Origin of the sequence: Streptomyces sp. NPDC056479 (assembly GCF_042795335.1) — a bacterium.
In the GTDB taxonomy this organism is placed as follows: Bacteria; Actinomycetota; Actinomycetes; order Streptomycetales; family Streptomycetaceae; genus Streptomyces.
Map to the genome: position 1 here is coordinate 966387 of NZ_JBHTRZ010000002.1, position 18604 is coordinate 984990.

An 18604-nucleotide genomic window follows, 5' to 3' on the forward strand; every position below is an offset into this window, starting at 1 on the left:
AGGAGCGGCCGCTCCCCGTGTGCTGTGGGAGCGGCCGGCGGTGCGGAGGTCAGCGACGGCCATGCCCGCCCGGGCCGTCGCCGTTCAGCCCATCGGTCTCGATGCGGTTGTTGACCCGCTCGACGTCCTCGATGTTGCGGTCGCGGGTGTCCTTCATCATGCGGACCTGACTGACCGTGGCGTCGGTGATGCCCACGACCGCGTCGCGGATGGACATCATCGTCTCCTTGGTGGTCTGCCGCTCCTTCTGCTCCTGCGGCTTGGCCTTCTCGGCGAACTCGCCGTCCGTACCGGGCCAGGTGACCGTGGGCGCCAGATCGTCGAGGAACTCCTCGGTGATGCTCTTGGACAGGGTGCCGATCTCCTCCAGCTGCCTGGCCAGGGCCTCGATCCGGTTCGGGTCGACGTAGTACCGCTGTCCCATCCTCAGTCCTCCCCGTCCTCGCCGAGCGCGTCCCGCCAGGCGGGGGTGGCCTGGCCGTCGCGCGTCGTGTGCGCGGTGTCTTCGGCGTCGTCGCCCAGCACCTCGGGGCCGAAGATCCGCTCCCAGTCCAGCTCGAAGCCCTTCAGCTCGGGCACGTTGCTGCTGGGCTCCGCGAAGGGTGCCATCGCCTTCATCACGTGCCGGTTCATCTTCAGGCGCGCCGCGTTCGCCGCCTCCAGGACGCTGGCGGCCAGCTCCTGGGGGGACATGTCGCGGTACTTGTTCTCCAGGAACTCGATCCCGGACAGCTCGCCCTGCGGGCCCACGGTGGCGCGGACCGCGCGGTCGGAGGAGAGCACCGCGAACGACGCCTGCCGCAGCTCGCGCTCGGTGCGCGCGACCGCCTCCTGGGCGGCCTGGAGTTCGGCCATCGCCTTCTCGAGACGCTTCTCCAGCGGTTCGGTCACGCCCGCTCCTGCCTTCTCCGTCGGTCTCCGCGCGCTTCCGGACACCGGTCCGTGCGCCCGGTCGTGGTTGCCGGTCCCTCAACTGCCCTGCTGATCCTGCCTGGTGAGGCCCCCGCCGCGGAAGCCGGGAGCCACGTGGGATGCGTCTCCGCGCGCTGGTCGAGCCGGAGCCGTACGGTGCTCACCGTCCGATGACGGCAGGGGTGCCGCCCTCTTCGGTGCCCCACACGTCCGCGTCCTCCTCCAGGTAGTCGGCGGAGCTGGTGGCCCTGCGGCCCTGCTCCGCCTCCTCCTCGGGGGACTCGCCGCCCGTCGTCGTCACCCGGGAGGCCGGGGCCAGGAAGGTGTCGTCGTCCTCCTGGCGGTTCCACGGGCTGCGCCGTCGGCGGTTGCGTCGCTCGCTCTCCTCGGCCGCGTCGACCAGAACGGCACGCACCCGCTCGCCGTTTCCCTTGTCGCCGCCCGCACCCATGCCACCCGCGCCCATGCCGCCCATCGGCATGCCGGGGCTGCCGGGCATGCCGGGCGCGCCAGGGGTCCCGGCCGTCGCGGCGGCAGCGAGCGGGGTGCCCGCGCTGTCGGCCGTACCGTCCGAGAGGGGCTCGGCGCCGGTTCCGCCCGAGCCGTCCGGGGAGAGGTAGCTCTCCCCGGAGAGGCCGCCGCCGGAGGCTCCGGCGCTCGCGCCGCCCCCGACACCCAGGTCGGAGAGCGACAGGTCCCGGGTGGAGGTGCCGTCACCGCCACCGGTGTCGTTGAGGCCGCCGATGCTCTCCAGATCGCCGAGGCCGTCCAGGATGTTCGAACTGTCGGAGTCGCCGGGCGAGTTGAGATCGTGCAGGTTCACCGTCTCGGTGTTGCCCTGCGGGTCGGTGACGGTGGCGATGCCGGTGTCCGGGTCGATGACCTGGGTGCTGCCGTCCGGGAAGTGGGTGGTCAGCTGGCCGTTGTCGAGGCTGGTGACGGAGCCGTCCGGGTTGGTCACCTGCGCACCGTGGGTGAGGTCGGTGGTCGTGGTGGAGCCGTCCGGGTTGGTACTGGTGAGCAGGCCGCTGTCCGGGTCGAAGCTGATGCTGCTGCCGTCGCGGAACTCGGTGGCGATGTCGTCGCCCGTGAGCTGGGTGCTGCCGCCGGTCGGGGTCTCGAGGCCGGACCGGCTGTTGAGGTTCCCGAGGTCGCCCAGGTCGCCCTCCGACTGGGTGGGCAGGTCGGAGTTGATGTCCCCGAGGTCCCCCAGGTCCGCCGGGTTGTTCTGGCCGTTGAGGTCGCCCAGGTTGCCGAGGTTCTGGGTGGTGGTGGTGCCGTCGGCGTCGGTGGTGCTGATCTGTCCGGTCGTGGGGTCGACGGTCTGGACACTGCCGTCGGGGAAGGTGGTGGTCAGCTTGCCGTCGTCGCCGAGGGAGGTGACCGAGCCGTCCGGGTTGGTCACCCTGGTGCCGTCGCCCAGGTTCTGCGTGGTGACGCTGCCGTCCGGGTGGGTGGTGGTGAGCACCCCGCTGTCGGGGTCGAAGCTGGTGCTGCTGCCGTCCGGGAAGTCGGTGGTCAGCTTGCCGGCATCGAGCTGGGTGCTGCCACCGGTCGGGGTCTTGACGGAGCCGCCGCCGGTGTTCAGGCCGCCGAGGTTGCCGAGGTTCTGGGTGATCGCGTCGTTGGCGGAGTTGTTCGTCCCGCCCGGTCCGCCGTTCAGCGACCCGAGGTTGCCCAGGTTCGTGGTGACCGGGGGCGGGGTGGACGTGAAGGCCTGCTGGTCGCCGCCCGGGTTGTTGACGTCGCCGAGGTCGCCGAGGCTCTCCGTGACCGTGGTCGGGCTCAGCGCGTCGAGGTTGCCGAGGTTCTGCTCGGTGACGGCGTTGGGGTCGTTGATGCCGCCGAGGCTCTCCTGCACGGCCTTGGCCTGCTCCTCGGCCTCACGCTTGGCCTCCTCCTGCTCACGCCGCTGCTCCTCGCGCAGCTCGTCCTGGTACTTCTTGTCCTCCTCGCGCTGCTGGTTCTGCTCGTCGCGCAGCTCGTCCTGGAGGCGCTTGTCCTCTTCGCGCTGCTGCTTCTGCTCGTCGCGCAGCTCGTCCTGGTACTTCTTGTCCTCCTCCCGCTGCCGGTTCTGCTCCTCGCGGAGCTCCTCCTGGTACTTGCGGTCCTCCTCGCGCTGCCGCTCCTGCTCCGCGCGCAGCTCGTCCTGGTACTTGCGGTTCTCCTCGTTCTGCCGGTTGATCTCCTCCTGCTCCTCCTCGGCCTTGCGCTCCTCGTACTCCTCCGAGGCGGTGCTGGTCGACTTCGGCTTGGGCACGTTGTCGGAGAAGTCGTCGCCCAGGTCGAGGAAGTGGTTGTTCAGGTTCGACTGCACCTCGGCGGCGGGCTTGCCCAGGTACTCGTTGACGCCCTGGCTCCAGATCTTGACCGCCTTGTCACCGACCTTCGCCCAGTTCGCGATGTCGGTGAGATCGCCGTACTCCGGGTGCACCTGGGTGAACCCGGCCTGCGGGCTGTGGCTGACGGTCGTGGTGTAGCGGGAGGTGTACGACTTGATGTCCGTCTTGGCGACGTTGTTCGCGTCGACCCACTGGGCGAGGTCGTCCAGGACGTAGCGCAGCACCTGGTGCGGGTCGTAGTACGAGGACTTGGCCCAGGCGAGCCATGCCTGAAGCAGCTTGTTCGCGGCGTCCTCGAGGTACTTGCGGCCCAGCGACAGGGCGCGGGAGTACACGGTGCCGCCGGTGCCGGTCCCGTCGCCGGCTCCGGGGCTTTCGTTGAAGGTCTCGACGTAGCTGTCGTAGTTCTCGCGGATCTTCTTCAGCAGGCTGCGGAAGACCTCCGCGGCCTCGCCCTTCCAGCTCGCGTCGTCCCGGCCGAAACGGTCCTCCCAGTCCTTCAGCACCACCGCGTGGTCCTTGAAGAACTTGGCGGCGAAGTCGAAGGACTCGCCTGTGGTGTTGAAGGAGTTCAGGTCCACCACGTCGGCCCCGGGCACGCCCAGGTTGCTGAACCGGGCGTCCTGGGTGTTGCCGCCCAAGAGGCCGAGAAGCGCCGCCCGCGGCCCGTTCATGTACCGGGCGAGCGGGATGGTGCTCATCTTGTCCTTGTTGTAGTCCGTGAACTCGTTGCCCTCACGGACCTGCGCGTCATTGACGTTGTCCGAGCCCGGACCGGCGAAGATGATCTCCTCGCCGTCCTTCACCCGGCCCTCGAAGACGATCCGGGCCTGCATGATCGACCGCTTCTTGCCGCTGTCGAAGAACCAGATGTCGTAGTCCTCGCCCTTGTTCGTCAGGAAGCCGGAGTCCTTGACGAGCAGGCTGAGGCTGCGCTCCTTGATGTCCATCCGGAAGAGCTTGCCGCCGTGTTCCGAGCGGAGCGTGTCGAAGACGGTGTTGCGGTCCGGCACCGGATAGCCGGTGATGTGGGTGACCAGGGTGGCCCAGGTGTCGGTCGACGGGTCGCCTGCGTTGTCGAACTTGTCGAGGTTGGCGACGGAGTTGGGATCGTACCGATCGGCCACCGGGCGCCCTTTCTTCTCGGTTGGTCAGGACTAGGCCGTGTCCGCAAAGTCCCGCCTGCCCCGCGACGCCCGGCACGCGCTCTCGCCGCACCGGGCGGACGAGGGGACTTTGCGGACACGACCTAGGGCATGTCTCGCGGAATCAGCTCTGTGCCGGGAGCCCTAGTCCTCCGGATCGCCGGTGCTGCCGGCGGTCAGGGTGTCGACCTCGTCGAACGTCTGGAGCAGCGTCTGGGCGTCGATGGCGTCGAGGTTCTTGTCCTTGGTCTTGTTGGCCTCTTCGATGGTCTCGGTGAGGGCTTCCTTCAGCTCCTTGAAGAGTTCCATCTGGTCACCGAGCAGCTTGTCGATGGCCGTGGCCGCGGTACGGATGTCCTCGATGAGCTTGGGTCCCGAGACCAGGGGTTCGGTCACCATCCGTCCGATGCGCAGGAGTTGCTTGTCCTGGGCGAGGTTGTCCGGGGTGGTGTGTCCGTCGATGAGGTGGCCGAGCGGGCGGATGTGGGACCCGTCGCCCTCCTCCTTGTGCTTCTTCGCGGCGGTGTAGACCGGCTGCACCTCGTTGTCCCGGAAGTTCTCCATCTGCTTGAGGTCGAAATGCTTGACGTCGGCCTTCTCACCGGCCATGGGACGTCCTCCTGCCGCTTGGTGCGGGACGGGGATACGGGGCCCGGCGGGCGCCCGGCGTACGGACGCCGGCCGGGCCGGCGGCCCGCGTGCCGCACGGGGGCAAGCGGGCCGGTCCGGAGATTCCCGCCCGCTCCACGACGTGCCGCGGGGGAAATTCCGGCAGCGCCCTAACGGGCCCGCACACTCCCCCAGTTGTCGGCGCTCTTGCGCTCGTCGCGGGAGTGGTTGTCGTGGATGGTCTGGATCAGCTCGCCGTTGTCGCCGAGGAGCTGGGCCATGTTCTTGGTGGCCTGGTCCCACTCCGCCTGCACCTGGCGGTAGGTCTCCTGGTCCGAACCCTCCCAGGAGTTGACGAGCGGCTTCAGCTCGTCCTCCAGGTTGTTGAGGGTCGTGATGATCTGCTGGGTCTGGGCCATCAACTCCTCGATGGCATTGCGGACCACGGGGTACTGCACGTCGATGATGCCGTCGGCCATGACGTCTCCTCTCGGAACGGCCGGGCGCGGGGCCCGGGAAGCTCAAGGGGTCCGGCCCTCGCCGTGGCGGGACCGGTGCTGCGGGTCGGTCAGCGCAGCGCTTCGAAGACGCCCTGGCTGGTCTTGCTGTTGAGGACCTCGGTCAGGTCCTGGTTCTCCTGCGCCAGACGATTGGCGGAGGTCACGTTCTCCTGGAGCGCGTCGACCATCTTGCTGATCTGGACGACGACCTTCTGCGACTCGGCGGTCCAGCTGCGGAAGAGCTTCAGCAGGGCCTGACCCTCGTCGCCGCCGACGCCCGAACGCGCGGCGATCTCGCTGACGTTGTTCTGGATCTTCTCGACCTGGCTCCGGGCCGACTCCAGGGAGGAGACACCCCCCAAGCCCTTGGCATAGTCCGCTTTCCTCGCGGCACTGTCCGCCATGTCGCGCTCCCTTCGTTCAGCCCTGTCTCGTCGTTGCCCGCTGAGGCTAAAGAGAAGCCAGCGTTCCGCGCAACGCGCGCAGGGAAGATTTGAGCTTAAGTCAGCTCGCCCCAGAATTCTTGCGTGGCAAGGGAGTTGTGCCGAGGTTTCAGCGAAATGAACAAGCCTGCCCGCCGGCCGGGCGCAGGGACGTGCGCCGCCTCGGCGGGCGACGCGAGGCGGGCGGGAAACGGGCACGCGTAGAAGGCGAACGGGCATCGTGGAGAGCCGCATCCGGCATTGAAAGCGCTTCCTCGGGATTTCGCGGGCATGACCGGCCGAAATATCTGAGCTTTGTTTGAGGTTGCCGCCGCGCCCGATCCGCTGATTGCTCTGCGGACTTCACGCATCGGGGACTTCACACATCGGCACCGACTTTGGCTCAATACTTATGCTGCCGCGCCCTTTTCCTTTTCATCGGCGCCGAATGCACCCGTTGCCGTGATCAGCGTGAGGTGTCCGCCTTGTCCTCCTCGGTGCGCCCCTCGCCCCGCCCCGCGGCGGCAGTGCACTGCGGCGCCGTCACCTTGGGGTCCGCCTCTCCCGAGGCGGCGGCCGGGTCGAGGTCCGCACCGGTCGGGAGGGCCGCGAGCAGCGGCGCCGGGACCGAGCCGATGTCCGCGGTCTCGTAACCGAGCGCGGCCAGCGCATTCTTGGTGGCGACGCGGTACTTCACGCCGTTCTCCGCCACCAGATAGGTCGTTCCCGCGTGCGCGGCGCCGCTGGCGTGCAGGGCCCGGACCAGGGCGCCCCGGCCGGGCCGGACCACTGTGGCGTCGGCCGGGACACAGGCCGGCCGCAGCGGCTGAGCGGTGCCCGCGGACACCGCGACCGGGGCGAGCCGGGTCAGCGGCACCAGCACCGACCTGATCCGAACGCCGCCGTCATCGCCGTCCACCTGCGCGCAGAGCGCGGTGCCGCGTGGCGCGGACTGCGGGACGGGGGGCGCGTCCGGCAACTCCTCGGAGGCGCCGGCGCCCTGGTCCGTGGCCCGGTGCTCGCGCAGCGCGTCGGCACCGACCGTGCGCACCTCGGGCGAGCGTCCCTCGTAGGCGTCCTTCTGGGTGGCCGGGTCGCCCAGCACCAGGGCGGCGCCGAGCCGGGTCAGCGGCACCAGACCGTCCTTGCGCAGCAGGTGGTAGGTACTGTCGCCACCGGGGACGCTGACCTTGAACAGCTGGCCGATCCGGCTGGGCTCGCCACCGAGCACGGGACCTTCCTCGCCGCGCCCCGGCACCGTGGGCGGCTTCAGGACGGGTCCGGGCGCGAGCGCGTCGAGGAAGGCCGCCGTGACCGGCATCGGCTGCTCGGAGCCGTAGCCGAGAGCGTTACGGGCGTCGGACGTGCGGTCCAGCGGCAGCCTGCTGCCCCGCCACACCAGGTACTCGGCGTCGTCCGGCCCGCGCACCAGCATCGCGCGGTCGCCGTCGATGCCGCGGGAGTCCAGCGGCGCCCCGGCCACCAGGGTGGTGGCACCCGGCTTCTCCACGCCGGTGCTCGCCACGGCACCGGAGGTGTCCGGCAGCGCGCCGTCCGGTCCGGTGACGCACATGTGCCAGGCGCCGTCGTCGAGTTGGCCGGGCTCGGGCACGGCGTCGGGGACGCCGGGGATGCCGGCCGGGGCGCCCACCGGGACGTCCCTGAGGGAAGCGGTGCCGACGTCCACGGTCTTCAGGTCGGAGCCGCCGATCAGTCGCGCCGAGGCGTAGTTGCGTACCGGGTGCAGCACGCCGTCGGTACCGGTCCACAGGTAGCGGGCGCCGGTGTCGCGGTTGACCACGAGGTTCGCGCCGTCGCGCCAGGCGTCGTTGCCGCCGGGACGCAGCAGGCCGTAGACGGTGGCGCCCGCGCCGATCAGGACGGTGGCCAGCACACCGAAGACCACGCCGCGGGTGGTGCGTCCGAGCGGGCTCTCCGGGGCGTCCGGGTCGGCCATCAGCAGGCCCGAACTGAGCCTGCCCATCATGAAACTGTGGGCGTGGACCTGATCGCGTTTGGACTGCACGGCCTCTCCTACTCGTTCTCTTGCCGCAGTGCGGGTGTGCTCAGCCGAACAGGCCGCGCAGCCAGCCGAAGAGTCCCGCCACCCACAGGCTGAGCGGCAGCAGGGCGACGGCGATGCCGGTGTGCGCCATTTCCGCCGCACGGCCCCAGTACGGCAGCATCCGGCGGCCGGGCACCGTCCAGGCGGCGATGACCAGTGCGGCCGCGGCGCCGAGCAGCACCGCGAAGACGACCAGTCGCCCGTCGCCGTCGCTGTCCGACGCCCAGGTGCGGGCGAGCAGCAGCAGCCCCCAGATCCCGGGTACCGCCAGGGTCAGCCGCTGCCCGATGTGCACCAGCCCTCGGGAGTGCAGAAGCAGCAGCAGGCTCAGGGCAAGCGCGGTCAACACCTCGGGCAGGTCCGGCCGTTCGGCGAGGACGACCAGGGCGGCCGCGGCGATGACGCCGGTGACGGCGAAGAGCGCGGTGACCCAGCGTCCGGCCAGTTCGGTGCGCTCGGCGACCTCGCTGCCCGCGTAGGGCTCGATGCCTTCCTGGAGCTGGCCGGCGGACGAGGGCAGGGCGGGCATCCGCATCCCGGCCAGCTTGAAGGCGAACGGTGCCACGGTCCCGGCCGCGAGCACGAACACCGTGGCGACCAGCGCAACCGCCGCCGGCACGTCCAGATCGGTGTAGCCGATCAGCGCCCCGGCGATCGCGATGGCCACCGACACGACCGCGGTGCCCAGCAGGGCCGGGGCGCCGACCGCGGTGGCGGCCAGCGCCAGGACCGCGCCGCCGGCACCCGCAGCGCCCGCCGCGAGCAGCCGCGCGCCCGCGACGCGCGCCGCGTCCGGGCCGGTCAGATCGCCGCCGGGCAGCACCCAGCCGGCCAGTGCCAGGCAGGGCGCGACCAGCAGGCCGAGCGCGGTCGCGGAGAGGCGGTCGCCGACCGCGCGGCTCGCGGTGCCCGCGCCCGCGAGCAGCAGCACTCCCGCCACGGCCGCGCAGGCCGCCTTCGTGGAACCGGAGCCGGTCACCCCCGGCCAGAAGACCAGCACCAGGGCGGCCGCCACGGTCGCCACGGTGGCACCGACCAGCAGCCCACGGGCCGCCTCGGGGTGCCAGGTGTGCAGCCTCCGGCCCGCGGTGTCCGCGATCCCGTCCACCAGGTCGTCGAGCCGTGCCTCGGGCAGCGCCTCCGTGTGCGGGCGCAGATAGAGCACGTCCCCGTCGGCGAGTCCGGCTCGCGCGAGGGTGGTCTCCTCGTCGAGCGGGGCGTCACCGAGCCGCTGAAGCACCCAGCCGGCGTGGTCGAGCCCGGATTCTTCGGCTTCCTCGCCGACATAACGCAGCAGCGTGGGCAGCAGATCGGCGACCGGCACGTCGGCGGGTACGGCCAGATCGACGGAGACGCTCGGCGCACGTACGGTCAGGCGGCACAGTTCGGCCACCGCGCTGTCGGTCATCAGCTGAACTCTCGTCTTCCGTGGGGGGTTTGGCAGGAGGACTTCCCCAGGACGGGGGCAGTGCGAAGAGTACGGAAGGTCCGCACGGGCCAGAACACGGGGGTCGGGCGGGGGAATTGCGTCCGTGTGCCCGGTAACCACCTCTCCCGCGTGGACAGGTCGCGTTTCGTGAATGCAGACTACTGCCTACGCCCGCCGGATCGCGCTGGGGACCGGACGCCGTGTCCGGTATGCAGTTGCATGGTGGGGGAGTTGACCGCTCCCTGCTTTCCGCCCTCAACATTCATCCGGCGTTCACCGCGTACCCGGGTCCCCGGAAAATGAGCGCGGTGCGGTCTTTCCGGCTACCGGAGTACCGGTATTCGGCGCGGGCCGGAAAGCCAGTGAAACCGGAGGTTCTGTTCCTTGAGTGTGGTGCTGTTTCGCCGGCCGGCCCGTAGGCGCGGACCCGAGATGCCCGAAGGGCAATTGACCCTCCAGGAGCCGCCCGTCCTCGCCGAGACGGTGCCCGACACCTCGGCGATATGGACGTATCTGCCGATGGCGCTGATGTCGGTGTCGATGATGCTGATGTTCCTGCGTCCGGGCGGTGGCAACGGCGTCTTCATGTATCTGGCGATGGGCGTCATGGCGCTGTCCGCCGGCGCCATGCTGCTGGGTCAGCTGATGCGCCGCTCCAGCGAGCGCAAGCAGCGTCTGAAGGGCGAACGCCGCGACTACCTCCGCTATCTGGCGCAGACCCGCAAGCGGGTCCGGGCCACCATCGTGGAGCAGCAGCGGGCGCTCGCCTGGCGCCACCCGGAGCCCGCGTCACTGCGTTCGCTGGCCCGCACCACACGGCTGTGGGAACGCCGCCCGGCCGACGAGGACTTCGGCGAGGTCCGGCTCGCGGTCGGCGAGCAGCAGCTCGCCCTCACCCTGAACCCGGTCTCCACCCGCCCGGTCGAGGACCTCGAACCGCTCTGCGCGCACGCCCTGCGCCGCTTCATCCGCGCCTACTCCACCATCCCCGAGCAGCCCCTCGGTCTGTATCTGCGCTCCTCGGCGCGCGTCATGGTGCGCCCCGAGGAGACACCGGCCGAGGAGCCGGCCGAGCGCAGCGGCGGGAACCCGGCCGGCGACCCCGGCACCGACGCGGTACGCGCCCTGGTGCGCGCCGCGCTGGGCCAGCTCGCCGTGTTCCACGCGCCCGAGGAGCTGTGGATCGCCCTCTGCGTCAGCGACGAGCAGCGGCCCGACTGGGAGTGGGTCAAGTGGCTGCCGCACGCCCTGCACCCGCACGAGGAGGACGGCGCCGGCCAGATCCGCCGGATCACCGCCGACCTCACCGAGCTGGACGACCTGCTCGGCGCCGAGTTCGCCGAACGCCCGGGCTTCGACCCGGACGCCCGTCCGGGCCGTGACGAGCCCTACACGGTGGTCGTCCTGGACGGCATCACCGTCCCCGAAGGCCATCGCTGGGAGGGGCACGGATATCGCAACGCCGTGGTGCTGGACGTCTCCGGTGCGCTGCGCTGGCGGCCCGGCCGCAACACGCTGCGGCTGACCGTCGGACCGGACCAGGTGAGCCTGGTGCGTACCGACCGCAGTCGCAAGGAGCGCTCGGTGCCGCTCGGCCGGCCGGACCGGCTCGGCCCGCTCGGCGCGGAGTCGCTGGCCCGGCTGCTCGCCTCCCGCCGGATCAGCCTGGGCAGCGACATCGCGCAGCCCCTGGACTCCGACGTGGAGTTGACCACCCTGCTCGGCATCCCCGACCTGCACCGGCACGACCCGAAGGCCCTCTTCGCCAGGCACACCGGCTCCGCCCGGCTACGGGTGCCGATCGCGGTGGGCGTGGACGGCCGTCCGGTGGAGCTGGACATCAAGGAGTCCGCGCAGGGCGGCATGGGCCCGCACGGCATGCTCATCGGCGCCACCGGCTCCGGCAAGAGCGAACTGCTGCGCACCCTCGTCCTCGGCCTGGCCCTGACCAATTCCTCCGAGACGCTCAACTTCGTCCTGGTCGACTTCAAGGGCGGTGCCACCTTCCTCGGCCTGGAGGAACTGCCGCACACCTCCGCCGTCATCACCAACCTCGCCGACGAGGTCGCCCTGGTGGAGCGCATGCAGGACGCCCTGCACGGCGAACTCATCCGCCGCCAGGAGCTGTTGCGCGCGGCCGGCAACTACACCTCCGCCCTGGAGTACGAGCGGGCCCGCGCCGCCGGGGCGGACCTCACCCCGCTGCCCAGCCTCTTCGTGGTCGTCGACGAGTTCAGCGAACTCCTCTCCACGCACCGCGAGTTCATGGACCTGTTCGTGATGATCGGCCGCCTCGGCCGCTCCCTCGGCGTGCACCTGCTGCTGGCGTCGCAGCGTCTGGACGAGGGCCGCATGCACCAGTTGGAGAGCCATCTGTCGTACCGGGTCGGCCTGCGCACCTTCTCCGCCATGGAGAGCCGCGGCGTGCTCGGCGTGCCGGACGCCTACGAACTGCCTGCCCAGCCCGGCAGCGGCTATCTGAAGTCCGGTGTGGAAGCCCTGACCCGCTTCCGGGCCGCCTACTCCTCCGGTACGTACCGGCGCCGCACCGGCGCGGTGGTGCAGGCCCGGGTGGCCAGTCAGGTGGTGCCGTGGACCAGCGGCTGGGTGGTGCCCCGCACGCTCGACCCCACGCCCGACCCGGAGCCGGAGGTCGAGGAGACCGGCGACGAGGAGACCCTGCTCGACGTGGCTCTGGACCGGCTGCGTGACTCGGGCCCCGACGCCCACCAGGTGTGGCTGCCGCCGCTGGACGAGCCGTCCCCGCTGGACGCGCTGCTCCCCGGCATCGCGCCCGACCCGGAGCGCGGCCTCAGCGCGGCCGGCTGGTCCGGGACCGGCAGACTGCGGGTGCCGGTGGGTCTGGTGGACAAGCCCTTCGACCAGCGCCGCGATCCGCTGGTCGTGGACCTCTCGGGGGCCGGCGGCCATGTCGCCATCGCGGGCGGTTCGCAGAGCGGCAAGTCGACCCTCGCCCGCACCCTGATAGCCGGCCTCGCCCTCACCCACACCCCCGCCGAGATCCAGTTCTACTGCCTCGACTTCGGCGGTGGCGGCCTCTCCCAGCTCGCCGGGCTCCCCCATGTCGGCGGTGTCGCTGCGCGGCTCAACCCGGAGCGGGTGCACCGGGCCGTCGCCGAGGTGATGACGCTGCTCGCCCGGCGCGAGCAGTTCTTCGTCGACCACACCCTCGACTCCATGCAGTCCTACCGCCGTCGCCGGGCCGCCGGGGAGTTCCCCGAAGAGCCCTTCGGCGACGTGTTCATGGTGGTCGACGGCTGGTCCACGGTCCGTCAGGACTACGACGAACTGGTCCCGAAGTTCAACGAACTCGCCGCCCGTGGCCTCAACTACGGCATCCATCTGCTCATCACCACCACCCGCTGGGTGGAGTTGTCCGCACAGGTCCGTGATCAGGCGGCGACCCGCCTGGAGTTGCGGATGGGCGACCCGATGGACTCCGAGATCGACACCCGCAAGGCCCGCTCGGTGCCGCGCAGCGGAGGACGGGGCATCACCGCCGACAGCAAGATGCACTTCCTCGCCGGCCTGCCCCGCCTGGACGGCAGCGGCTCCCTCGAGGACCTCGGCGACGGGGTCACCCACCTCGTCGGCGAGGTCGCCAGGCACTGGTCCGGCCCGGCCGCCCCGCAGGTCCGGATGCTGCCGCACCGGCTGCCGCTCGCCGAACTCCCCGCGCCCGAGCCCACCGAGGGCGGCGGCATGCGTCTACCGCTCGGCATCGACCAGGACGCCCTGGAGCCGGTGTGGCACGACTTCAGCCGCACCCCGCATCTGATCGTGGTCGGCGACACGGAGAGCGGCAAGACCAACCTGCTGCGCGGTGTCACGCAGGGCATCACCGCCCGCTACGCCCCGCACGAGGCGAAGATCATCGCGGTGGACTACCGGCGCACGCTGGTGGACGCCATCCCGGAGGAGTACCGCATCGGGCACGTGATCTCCCTGGACAACCTCACCGAGACCATCGACGGCGCGGCCCGCGGGTTGAAGACCCGCGTCCCCGGCGCGGACATCGCCCCCGCCCGGATGCGCAAGTGCGACTGGTGGACCGGCCCTCGCCTGTTCATCCTGGTCGACGACTACGACATGGTCTCCAGCAACTCCTTCCAGAGCCCCTTCGAGCCGCTCTTCGAGCATCTGACCCTCGGCTTCGAGATGGGCCTGCACCTGATCGTCGCCCGCAGCGCGATGGGTGCGGGACGGGGCCTGAGCGACTCCCTCATCCGCCGCCTCGACGAGGCGAACAACCCCGCCGTACTCCTGTCGTGCCCGCCCACCGAAGGCCGCCTCTTCGGCAACGCGAAGCCCGTCAACCTTCCGCCCGGCCGGGCCCAGCACATCGCCCGCCGCAAGTCACGGCTGATGCAGACGGCGCTGGTGGAGACGGGCCGCGGGCAGGAGGGCTGAGGGAACGGGACGGTGAGACACACGGCGGGGGCCACCTGTGGTGGCCCCCGCCGTCGGCATCACGGATTGCGGTCGCCTCCCGGCGCTCCGGCTCAGTCCTCGCTCGATCCGCCCGCCCTCGCCGGGCGCCAGCCCCGAGCACGCGCCCGGGGAAGGGTGAAGGCGGCCCACAGGACGGTGAGTACGGCGGCGGAGCCGAGGAGGAGGAAGAGGGTGGCACGGTCCACGGCGCGGTCGGCGGCGGCCGTATCGCGGACGGTCACGCGATCCGCGGCGCGCTCGGCGCCGGCCGCCCCACCCGAGCCGCCGAGGACGGTGGTCACGGCGGCATAGGCATCCAGTTGCGGGATGTCGGCCGGATAGGCGGTCGCGGTCAGGCGGCGGGTGACGGCGTCGGGCGAGTCGTCCGGGTAGGCGGCGCGGACCACCGCGGCGGATCCGGCGGCGTATGCGGCGGCGACCGAGGCACCGGCTCCGAGGTAGTGCCCGTCACCGCGTGGGCCCCCGGAGACCACTCCGGCCCCGGGGGCGGCCAGGTCGATGCCCGTGGTGGGCAGGGAGTTGTCCGGGCGTACGCCGCCGGGGAGCATGTCGGCGACAGAGAGGACGCCGGGTTCCCCGGCAGGCCAGTACACGCGGGACGGGATCTCGTCGGTGCCGCCCCGGGACGGCGGGTCCAGCGTGGCCGCGGCGACCACGACCGCGCCCGCGCGGCGGGCGTCGGCGACCGCGCGGGTCAGGTCCGTGTCCCGGCGCGGCAGGGCCACCGTGACCGCGATCACCTCGGCCCCGGCTTCGGTGGCTTCGCGTACCGCCTCCGCGACCAGTGCGGGGCTCGGCTCACCGCGCGTGTCGGTGCCGCGCAGGGCGAGGATCCTCGCGCCCGGGGCGACTCCGGCGAGGCTCGAGCCGGTTCCGGCGATCAGCCCGGCCAGGAAGGTGCCGTGTCCGACACAGTCGTCGGCGGCCGCGCCGGCGGCGGTCACCCGGCCGTCGAGGCCGGCGGCGTCAGGGGCGACGCCGGTGTCGATCAGGGCGACGGTGACGCCCGCACCGGTGCCGTGCCCGTGCAGCCGGTCCAGGTCGAGGCGCTGACGTGACCAGTCCTGCTTCTGCGCCTTCTCCCGGGAGGCGGCGGTGCAGTTCGCCTCCTCCGCCTCCGGATCGAGCGAGGAGGGCATCGCGGGAAGTTCCTGGCCCTTCTTCCCGTCGGCCGTCGGCATCCCCGTGTGGGGTGCCGTATGTGCCGGAACGGCCGCGGGCAGCAGCAGGGCGGCGGCGAGGCCGGCGCCGGACAGCAGGCGGGCCGCCCCGCGGGCGGGCGGCTTCACAGTCCGGCCCCCTTCGGGGACGCGACCGCGACGTCCTCGGGAATGAGGATGCGCAGGTCGTCCAGGGTGGGCGCGGCCAGCGAACTGAGCCGCCCCGCCTGGCGGGTGACCATCGACTCGACCACCTGCCGGGCCAGCCGGGCATTGCCGAACGACCGGTCCCGGGGCACCGCGTCGAAGTACGCCTTGAGCACCGGACCGGTGCCCGGCCCGCACTCGTAGCCCATGCTCGCGGCCTGTGCGCGCACGATCGTGACCAGTTCCTCGGAGGAGTAGTCGGCGAAGCCGATCCGGCGCGGGAAGCGGGAGGACAGCCCGGGGTTGGAGGCGAGGAAGCGCGTCATCTCGTCGGTGTAGCCGGCGACGATGACGACCACCTCGTCGCGGTGGTCCTCCATCAGCTTCAGCAGGGTGTCCACCGCCTCCTGGCCGAAGTCGGCGCCGCCGCCCTGCGGGGTGAGGGTGTAGGCCTCGTCGATGAACAGCACGCCGCCACGGGCCCGTTCGAAGACCTCGCGGGTGAGCTGGGCGGTGTGGCCGATGTAGCGGCCGACCAGGTCGGCACGGGCCGCCTCCACCAACTGGCCCCGTGCCAGGATGCCGAGCTGGGTGAGGATCTCGCCGTAGAGACGGGCGACGGTGGTCTTGCCGGTGCCCGGCGGGCCGGTGAAGACCAGGTGGTGGCTGAGCGAGGGCACCGGCAGCCCGGCGGCGGCCCGGTGGCGGGCGGTGGTGATGAGGTTGACCAGGTCCGCCACATCGCGCTTCACCTCGGCCAGGCCGATCATGTCGCCGAGACGGGTCAGCGGGTCGTCGTCCGGGACACCGGACTCGGCGGCCTTCGCGGCGGCCGTGGCGGACACGTCCTCCGGCAGCAGCAGCCGCAGGTCGTGCTCGCCGACCTGTGCCTGGGAGGCGAGACGGACCGCCTGCCGGTCCACCATCTCCTCGAACACCCCACGCGCGGCACGGCCATTGCCGAATCCGGCGTCCCTGGGCATCGCCTCGAAGTGCGCCGCCAGCGCGTCCGCGGTGCCCTCGCCCAGTTCGTACTGATGCTGGGCGCACATGTTCTCCATGATCGCGACCAGTTCGGGCACGGAGTAGTTCTCGAACTCGACGGTCCGGGAGAAGCGGGAGGCGAGGCCGGGGTTGGAGCCGAGGAAGGACTCCATCTCGCGGGAGTAACCGGCCGCGACCACCACGACGTCGTCGCGGTGGTCCTCCATCAGCTTCAGCAGGGTGTCCACCGCCTCGCGGCCGAAGTCGGCGCCGCCGTTGCCGCTGTCCGCGGTGAGCGTGTACGCCTCGTCGATGAACAGCACGCCGCCGAGGGCCCGTTGGAAGGTCTCGGTGGTCTTGATCGCGGTGCCGCCGACGACCTGTGCGACCAGGTCGGCGCGGGAGACCTCCACGAGATGCCCGCTGCGCAGGGAACCCAGTTCGGCCAGGATCGCCCCGTAGAGGCGGGCGACGGTGGTCTTACCGGTGCCCGGCGGGCCGGCGAAGATCAGATGTCTGCTCATCGGCGGTGCGGACATGCCCAGTTGCTCACGGCGCTGCGCGAGCTGGGTCAGGTTGACCAGGGTGCCCACCTGCTGCTTGACGTTCTCCAGGCCGATCAGCGCGTTGAGGGCGCCGAGCGGGCCGTCCACGCGGTCCGGCGGGGGCGCGTCCGCGGCGCCGGAGCCGGCCGGGTCGGTGTTCTCGGCGCTCCCGGTGCCCCAGGCGTCCCGCTTGCCGTTGCCGTTGCTCTTGAGGCCGTCCACGGCGAGTCGTTCGCCGGGCGTGGTCTGCACGAGGCCGCCGCCCTCGTTCTCCCGGGCCAGGCAGTTCACCAGCGAGACGGGGGCGGTGGACTCCACCCGGAAGCCGTCCTGGGCACCGCCGCTGACCTCGCAGCCGCTGAGCGAGGCGAGCGCACCCTCACGGAGGAGGAAGCCGTGCCCCTGGGGAGCGTGCACCGTGGTGCGGTTGGCGGTCAGCTCGCCGCCCGCCGCGACCACCACGCCTTCCTCGCCGGATATCTCCACACGGAAGTCGCGGACGGTGACGTTGCCGCCGTCCTCCACGACCAGGCCGCTGGTGGCGGTGTCGGAGACCCCGCCACCGGCCAGGTAGAGGGTGCTGCCGGACGCCACGCGCACACCGGCGCCCTTCGGCCGGACGATCTCGCAGTCCTCTGCACGGCCGCGGGCGTCCTTGCCGGCCACGATGCCGTCTCCGGAGGGCTCCACCAGCCGGGCCCGGCGCAGCAGGGGGTTGGCGCCGCCTCGCACCGAGACCGCGGGGGAACCCCCGATCACCTCCAGGCGGTCCAGCTCCGGCGCGGAGTCCTCCTCCAGGAGCAGTCCGGTCTGATCGCAGTCACGGACCGTCAGGCCGGTCAGCGCCGGCGAGGCCGCCCCCGCGACCCGCAGTGCCGCGCCCTGCGCGCCGTCCACCCAGCAGTCCTCGAACGTGCCGCGCGCCCGGTCGGTGACCAGCACGCCATGGCCTCGGGTGCGCGAGACGCGGCACCGGCGCAGCACCGGATCGGTGCCCCCGGCCAGCGCGATCCCGTTCCCGGAGGCCCCGGTGACGCGGACGTCCTCCAGTGTCGTACGGCCCGCGCTGCTCAGGTGCACACCGGTACTGGTGTCGTGCACCACGGTGCGGATCACGGTGACGGAGCAGTTCTGCTCCAGGGCGATGGAGGGCTTGTCGGTGGAGGAGATGTCGCAGTCCTCGACGCTGCCGGTGGCCTCCCCGTTGGCGAGCAGGCCGTTGCCGCGGGCGGCGCGCACCGTGCAGCCGCGGAGGCGGGCCTCGCCCTGTTCGGCGAGGACCAGGCCGCTGGTGCCCAGGTGTTCCAGCGTGCAGGACTCCACGGTGGTGGGCGTGGTCGAGGTGACCACGATGCCCGCGCCCTGCGGGTTGCTGACCCGGCAGTCCCGCAGCGCGAGGGAGCCGGTGCCGCCGGCCAGTATCGCGGTCCAGGCGGCGCCGACGATCTCGCAGCCGTCGAGGGCGGCCTGACCGCGCCGGACGTCCACGGCGGGCAGCTCGGCGTCGCCGCCGCGCAGGGTCAGCTCGGAGAGCATCACGGCGTCGGCGCGCAGCGCGAGCACGCTGCCCGAACGCGGCCGGATCTCGACCGTGCCCCGCCCCTCGGCGGCGGTGAGGGTGACCCGGGTGTGGATCACCAGGTTCTCCGCGTACGTCCCGGGCCGGACGCTGATCAGCGCGCCGGTACGGGCAGCCGAGAGTGCCTCACCGATCGTCCGGTAGCGATCCCGGTCCCCGGGACCGACCGTCAGTACCTGGCGCGACACGCACCAACCTCCTTGCTAGGGCGGCGTCTTCAGCGAGCGCCCCCGGTCAGCGGGGACGCGTGTCGGCGAGCCGACGGTGCCATCATGCCCGCCCGTCGGGGCGG

11 protein-coding genes are annotated in these 18604 nt (G+C 71.7%); 1 reads left to right on the top strand and 10 read right to left on the bottom strand.

Annotation, left to right across the window (positions count from 1 at the left end):
* Positions 1–49 precede the first annotated feature (49 nt).
* The 8 genes from ACFQ6S_RS10475 to eccD form a co-directional block, all read right to left on the bottom strand.
* A complete protein-coding gene (locus tag ACFQ6S_RS10475) occupies positions 50–424 on the bottom strand; it encodes a hypothetical protein (protein ID WP_383405892.1) in 375 nt (124 codons plus the stop codon).
* Between the two features lie 2 nt (positions 425–426).
* Complete coding sequence (locus tag ACFQ6S_RS10480) at positions 427–891, bottom strand: YbaB/EbfC family nucleoid-associated protein (RefSeq protein WP_383405895.1); 465 nt, start codon at positions 889–891, stop codon at positions 427–429.
* A gap of 181 nt (positions 892–1072) precedes the next feature.
* Positions 1073–4381 (bottom strand): AAWKG family protein, encoded by a 3309-nt coding sequence (locus ACFQ6S_RS10485; RefSeq protein WP_383405897.1) that lies wholly within the window; start codon positions 4379–4381, stop codon positions 1073–1075.
* Between the two features lie 162 nt (positions 4382–4543).
* On the bottom strand, positions 4544–5008 hold the full coding sequence (locus ACFQ6S_RS10490; RefSeq protein WP_383405900.1) for a type VII secretion system-associated protein: 465 nt from the start codon (positions 5006–5008) through the stop codon (positions 4544–4546).
* 170 nt (positions 5009–5178) lie between these two features.
* Positions 5179–5487: a WXG100 family type VII secretion target gene (locus tag ACFQ6S_RS10495; RefSeq protein WP_381452153.1), complete on the bottom strand. Its 309-nt coding sequence runs from the start codon at positions 5485–5487 to the stop codon at positions 5179–5181.
* Between the two features lie 89 nt (positions 5488–5576).
* Positions 5577–5912: a hypothetical protein gene (locus tag ACFQ6S_RS10500; protein WP_383405903.1), complete on the bottom strand. Its 336-nt coding sequence runs from the start codon at positions 5910–5912 to the stop codon at positions 5577–5579.
* A gap of 484 nt (positions 5913–6396) precedes the next feature.
* The gene (gene eccB, locus ACFQ6S_RS10505; RefSeq protein WP_383405906.1) at positions 6397–7956 is read right to left on the bottom strand and encodes a type VII secretion protein EccB; all 1560 of its coding nucleotides are present in this window, start codon (positions 7954–7956) and stop codon (positions 6397–6399) included.
* A 40-nt stretch (positions 7957–7996) separates the two neighbouring features.
* Entirely contained in the window at positions 7997–9403 is a 1407-nt protein-coding gene (eccD, locus tag ACFQ6S_RS10510) for a type VII secretion integral membrane protein EccD (RefSeq protein WP_383405909.1), read from the bottom strand.
* A gap of 453 nt (positions 9404–9856) precedes the next feature.
* Here eccD and eccCa point away from each other — a divergent pair, with 453 nt between their 5' ends.
* Entirely contained in the window at positions 9857–13855 is a 3999-nt protein-coding gene (gene eccCa / locus ACFQ6S_RS10515; RefSeq protein ID WP_383405912.1) for a type VII secretion protein EccCa, read from the top strand.
* A gap of 92 nt (positions 13856–13947) precedes the next feature.
* On the opposite strand, the gene ACFQ6S_RS10520 is transcribed toward eccCa, so the two are convergent.
* Entirely contained in the window at positions 13948–15186 is a 1239-nt protein-coding gene (locus ACFQ6S_RS10520; protein ID WP_383405915.1) for a S8 family serine peptidase, read from the bottom strand.
* Positions 15183–18500 (bottom strand): right-handed parallel beta-helix repeat-containing protein, encoded by a 3318-nt coding sequence (locus ACFQ6S_RS10525; protein WP_383405917.1) that lies wholly within the window; start codon positions 18498–18500, stop codon positions 15183–15185. Before ACFQ6S_RS10525 ends, ACFQ6S_RS10520 begins: the two co-directional genes overlap by 4 nt.
* Positions 18501–18604: the final 104 nt, after the last annotated feature.

Excerpts from the sequence above, each read along its gene's own strand:
- ACFQ6S_RS10475 (WP_383405892.1), bottom strand. The coding sequence starts at position 424 with ATGGGACAGCGGTACTACGTCGACCCGAACCGGATCGAGGCCCTGGCC.
- ACFQ6S_RS10490 (WP_383405900.1), bottom strand. The coding sequence starts at position 5,008 with ATGGCCGGTGAGAAGGCCGACGTCAAGCATTTCGACCTCAAGCAGATG.
- ACFQ6S_RS10495 (WP_381452153.1), bottom strand. The coding sequence starts at position 5,487 with ATGGCCGACGGCATCATCGACGTGCAGTACCCCGTGGTCCGCAATGCC.
- ACFQ6S_RS10500 (WP_383405903.1), bottom strand. The coding sequence starts at position 5,912 with ATGGCGGACAGTGCCGCGAGGAAAGCGGACTATGCCAAGGGCTTGGGG.
- eccD (WP_383405909.1), bottom strand. The coding sequence starts at position 9,403 with ATGACCGACAGCGCGGTGGCCGAACTGTGCCGCCTGACCGTACGTGCG.
- eccCa (WP_383405912.1), top strand. The coding sequence starts at position 9,857 with ATGCCCGAAGGGCAATTGACCCTCCAGGAGCCGCCCGTCCTCGCCGAG.